4 protein-coding genes are annotated in these 5,053 nt (G+C 55.1%); 3 read left to right on the plus strand and 1 reads right to left on the minus strand.

From position 1 onward, the window contains the following. Window positions 1–199: 199 nt before the first annotated feature. A complete protein-coding gene (locus HNH97_RS16850; protein ID WP_010512254.1) occupies window positions 200–1,018 on the minus strand; it encodes a pirin family protein in 819 nt (272 codons plus the stop codon). A 98-nt stretch (window positions 1,019–1,116) separates the two neighbouring features. Between HNH97_RS16850 and HNH97_RS16855 the strand changes: the two genes are divergently transcribed. The 3 genes from HNH97_RS16855 (at window position 1,117) to HNH97_RS16865 (ending at window position 4,951) form a co-directional block, all read left to right on the plus strand. Then, window positions 1,117–2,013: a LysR family transcriptional regulator gene (locus tag HNH97_RS16855; RefSeq protein ID WP_010512255.1), complete on the plus strand. Its 897-nt coding sequence runs from the start codon at window positions 1,117–1,119 to the stop codon at window positions 2,011–2,013. 208 nt (window positions 2,014–2,221) lie between these two features. Further along, a complete protein-coding gene (locus HNH97_RS16860; RefSeq protein ID WP_014106954.1) occupies window positions 2,222–4,201 on the plus strand; it encodes an oleate hydratase in 1,980 nt (659 codons plus the stop codon). A gap of 120 nt (window positions 4,202–4,321) precedes the next feature. After that, window positions 4,322–4,951: a TetR/AcrR family transcriptional regulator gene (locus tag HNH97_RS16865; protein ID WP_010512257.1), complete on the plus strand. Its 630-nt coding sequence runs from the start codon at window positions 4,322–4,324 to the stop codon at window positions 4,949–4,951. Window positions 4,952–5,053 lie beyond the last annotated feature (102 nt).

Raw genomic sequence — 5,053 nt, forward strand, 5'->3', positions numbered from 1 at the left:
TGCTTCATGATCCATACTCCAATCAACGCAAGGAAAATGGAATCACAGAGCAGACCTCAATACCAGAGGGTTTTTCGAACCCTCCACCTGATGGTCGATAAGGAGCAGGGCTGAGTTTTCAGCCGTGAAACGGTTGCGGATACGAGATGTTGTCATGGCGATGTTCCTGTTTCGGTCAAGATGAAAGACGATGCTGGTGTTACAGATGCAATCCACTGACGCGGTGATACGATTCCTGTAACAGCGTTGTATCGGCGAGCATGAGTGGGCCATGCGCAACCACTGGCTGTTTGAGCTGCGCGCCGCTGATCACGACAAGACGGGCCGGGCCAGCAGAGGTTTCGACCTGGAAGCTGCTCTCCGTACTGCTCGCAAAGCCAATGGCCTGTGTCTCGGACAGCGGTGTTTCACCGAGGACGCACCTGCCTTCGATAACGACCAGGATGCCGCCCCAGCCGGCGGGCACCTCAATGGAATGTCTGGCCGCTCCGTCGAGCGTGATTTCTTCGACCCGGACAGGGGAGGGAAGGGCGTGTTCCGTCTTGCCCAATGTGGTGCCGTTGACGGCAATCCGGCTCTTCCATCCCGGGCCTGAGCGGGTTTCCACCAGTTCTGGAGGAACAGAGAAAGCTGCTGCTTCATCACGCTGGTTTGCAGCCGGGAGGTTGATGAAGATCTGCAGGCCTCGGGCTGGGCCGCCGCCAGGCATGGGCACTTCTTCATGCATCATGCCGCTGGACGCGCGGCTCCAGTGCAGGCCGCCAGGACGGATGTCCATGACATCACCCATGCTGTCCCGATTGATGAAACCGTTGGGTGAGTCCGCAAAAACATAAGTCACGGCAGAGAACCCGGCATGCGGGTGGGGCGGAAAAGTCGGCCCATTCATCTCGAACCAGTCAATATTGAGGACCGGATCGATCATGTTGCCGAAGGCCTGACGGGGATACTGACGGGCCGAGAAGACGCCGCCGTGACGGGCCTGGGTTGGTGTATAAACGGAAGAAAACGCGATCATGACGGAACCTCCTTCAGTAAGGGTGCTGTCATCGTAATTCTGCGCGGCTGTTCCGGTAAGGTTTGATTTTGGAAAGATAATATCCCATTTTCAGGACAATGAAACCTTCTCTGGACGATCTGGCCCTTCTCGTCACAATTGCGGAAGCGGGAAGCTTTACGGCCGCCGCAGAAGCGTTGGGGCTGCCAAAATCTACCGTAAGCCGACGCCTTGCTGATCTGGAACTGCTGTTGCGCACATCGTTGTTCCGGCGGTCCACGCGAGCGCTCTCCCTGACGGACGAAGGGCGGCGCATCTATGAAATGGCACAGCCTTCCATTCTGGCTGCGGGTAATGCCGCAAGGGCGATTGCCGAGCGGGAGCAACTGGTTGCCGGGCGTGTTTCCCTCACGACAACGGCGGCGCTTGGACAGTATCTGATTGCCCCGCATCTGGTCAGGCTGACGGCCGATTATCCGGACCTGAAGGTTGATCTGCAACTGACAGAGCGCCGTATCAACATTATAGGAGAGAGCGTGGATCTTGCCGTCCGCATGGGGAATCTGGGCGACAGTGACCTTATTGCCCGAAGGCTGTGTATGGTCCGGCGGCTTCTTGTGGCCTCACCTGCCTATCTTGCGCAGGCGGGAACCCCACTCTCGCCATCGGATCTTGCAGCGCATAACGCGATCGTGACCAGTGCCGGCCTGGATACCTGGCGTTTCGACGGTGGGTGGGAGTGCGTCATGCGATGGAACATCGCGGCCGGAAACATGCTGGTGGCGCACCAGTTGGCGCGTCTTGGTCATGGCATTGCCCTGTTGCCGGACTTCATGATCGCGAATGACCTGAAGCAGGGGATATTATGCAAAATTCTGCCTGACTATCCGCCCGAACAGGCGGATGCCTGGATTGTAACAAGTCGTCAGAGGTATCGGTCTCTAGCCGTTCAGACTGTGCTGAATGATCTGGTTGAAGCCACAGGCGGTCGCGAGTTGGCCGGGGAAACTGATTGACAGGCTGCGTTGGTGTCCAGGGTTTTCAGCTTCTGAAACATGGATGGACCGTCTGTGACTAAGGGAAAATCTGGCCCTGCCTTAATCTGTTACCTGTATGGAAATTGCATCGAAACGGAATATCATTTGATATCTGAATATCAGATGATATCGTCATCCGTGCGGATAGTGCGATGACCGACTGTCGTGCCAGAATAAAGGGATTGTCATGAGTGATAATGTATCCTCAGGCTCAGAAAGCCCGACCAGAGCCTTCACTGTCGAAACCGATGCAACGGCGACCTATTGGCGTAAGGGACCGCAGGACACGTTGCCTCCACCTGACATGATGGGGCCATATATGCGCAATCATCCTGTGCCGGTTGAGGCGGTGGATGGCCGCAAGGCATGGATCATTGGCAGCGGCATTGCCGGGCTTGCCGCCGCATTCTACATGATCCGTGATGGCAGGATGAAAGGTGAAGACATCACCATCCTCGACACGATGGACATTGCCGGCGGGTCACTGGACGGCGCGGGTAACGCCGAAGAGGGCTATATCGTTCGCGGCGGCCGGGAGATGAACTGGAACTACGACAATTTCTGGGATCTGTTCCAGGATGTTCCAGCCCTTGAACTCCCTGCGGGCTTTAGTGTTCTCGATGAATATCGGCAGGTCAACGATAATGACCCCAATTACTCCAAATCCCGCCTCATGCACCAACAGGGGAAAATTCGTGATTTCGCGACTCTGGGCCTCAGCAAATCGCATCAGTGGGAACTGATCCGCCTCTTGCTCAGGCGCAAGGAAGACCTCGATGACATCACGATAGAGGCGTATTTCAGCGAAAGCTTCTTCGAGACGAATTTCTGGTACCTGTGGCGATCGATGTTCGCTTTCGAGAACTGGCAGAGCCTGCTGGAAATGAAACTGTACATGCATCGCTTCCTGGATGCGATCGACGGGATGGCGGACATGTCGACGCTCGTTTTCCCGAAATACAATCAGTATGACAGCTTCGTCGTCCCCCTGGCACGTCTGTTGCAGGACAAGGGCGTGAAGATCCAGTTCAACACGCGCGTTCATGATGTCGATCTTCAGATACGCGGGGACGAAAAGACCGTAACCGGACTGCGGGCCATGGTCGATGGACAGGAAACCACCATACCTGTTCATCCGAATGATCTGGTTTTTGCCCTGACCGGCTCCATGACGGAAGGCACGGCCTATGGTGACATGGACACGGTGCCAGTTCTGGAACGTGGCCTTCATGAGCCCGGGGAAGAGAGCGACTGGACGCTGTGGCGCAATCTGGCCCGGAAATCTCCTGTCTTTGGTCGGCCGGATAAGTTCTATGGTGATGTCAAAGGCTCAATGTGGGAGTCCGCGACACTGACCTGTCGGCCGTCACCTTTTGTCGATAAACTGAAGGAGCTCTCGGTCAACGATCCCTATTCGGGCAAGACCGTAACGGGCGGTGTCATCACCTTCACCGACTCAAACTGGGTGCTCAGTTTCACCTGCAATCGTCAGCCACATTTTCCGACCCAGCCTGATGATGTGCTGGTGATCTGGGTCTATGCTCTTCTGATGGACAAGGAAGGCAATTATGTGAAGAAGCCGATGCCCGCCTGTACCGGTCGGGAAATTCTGTCTGAACTCTGCTACCATCTCGGAATAGTGGAGCAACTGGACGCCATTGCGCTGAACACGAAGGTTCGTCTGGCGTTGATGCCTTATATTACAGCACAGTTCATGCCGCGCGCTGCTGGAGACCGGCCGCATGTCGTTCCCGAGGGCTGCACGAACCTTGGTCTGCTTGGTCAGTTCGTAGAGACCAGCAACGACATTATTTTTACAATGGAAAGCTCGGTCCGTACGGCGCGTATCGCGGTCTATACGTTGCTTAAACTACCAAAACAGGTTCCGGATATCAGTCCGACGCAGTATGATATCCGGACAATATTCAAAGCGGCCAGAGCGATCAATAATGGGGAACCATTCCCTGGTGAGCGGTTGTTGCACCGCCTTCTTGATAAAACCTATTTCTCTCATATTCTGCCACCTCTACCGAAGAAAGAAGAGGCAGATGGCGATGATTTTGGAAACGATCTGTCCGGCTTGTTTGGAAAGGGGAGTGAGGCCCTGCACAAAGTAACAGACTGGCTGGAAAAATTTCGCGCTAATCTGGGGTGGAAACGAACATAAAGGTAGGTCTCCGTAGCGGGAGGACAATAGTCTGATATCCTGGCGACACCCATGGCCAGGATATCTTCTGGTGATCCTGACACATATATTCGGACTCAACGTTAAATTACGTGCGGGCTTATGCGACTGACGAGAAAAGAGACACAGGAACAAACCCGTCATCGTCTGATCACGGCAGCCAATGTTGCAATCGCGACCGAGGGCGTTGCGGCAGCATCCATTCGGCGTATCTGTGACATGGCGGGTCATTCTCAGGGTGCGTTCTACTCGAATTTCAAAACCAAGGATGACCTGCTTCTAGAGATCATGCGTGCGCATATCGAGGAAGAAGCCATGGTGCTTCGTACACTCGTCTCGGGAGCGCGCGGGGCCGACCTGAATCTGACCCTTGCGCAGCTGTCGGTGCGCCTTGCTGAACTGGCGGGGCAGCCACAGTGGTCCCTGCTTTCGATCGAATTACAACTTCATGCCCAGCGGGATAGCCAGTTCGCGGCCCGCTACAATGATTGCAAGTCGGCCTGCCACGCCGTGTTCTCAGCTCTCCTTGAAGAACTGACCCATTTATATGGATTGCATCTTATACTCCCGGTCCGGCAGGTCGCCATCGGGCTCTACGCTCTCTGGTCAGGTCTGATTGTGCAGGGTAGCGTGGCCGGGGCCTTTCCTCGCGATCAGATATTTCTCGCGTTTTTCAGGTCGGTCACCGGATGCCCGGCAGAGACAACACAAACTATGGACGCCCTGTCCTGATGAGCAGTTGTTCAGATGGAGGGTTCGAAAAACCCTCTGGTATTGAGGTCTGCTCTGTGATTCCATTTTCCTTGCGTTGATTGGAGTATGGATCATGAAGCA

It is taken from the genome of Gluconacetobacter entanii (assembly GCF_013155425.1).
GTDB classification, from domain to species: domain Bacteria; phylum Pseudomonadota; class Alphaproteobacteria; order Acetobacterales; family Acetobacteraceae; genus Novacetimonas; species Novacetimonas entanii.

Coding starts and splice junctions, on each gene's coding strand:
- HNH97_RS16850 (WP_010512254.1), bottom strand. CDS start 1,018: ATGATCGCGTTTTCTTCCGTTTATACACCAACCCAGGCCCGTCACGGC.
- HNH97_RS16855 (WP_010512255.1), top strand. CDS start 1,117: ATGAAACCTTCTCTGGACGATCTGGCCCTTCTCGTCACAATTGCGGAA.
- HNH97_RS16860 (WP_014106954.1), top strand. CDS start 2,222: ATGAGTGATAATGTATCCTCAGGCTCAGAAAGCCCGACCAGAGCCTTC.
- HNH97_RS16865 (WP_010512257.1), top strand. CDS start 4,322: ATGCGACTGACGAGAAAAGAGACACAGGAACAAACCCGTCATCGTCTG.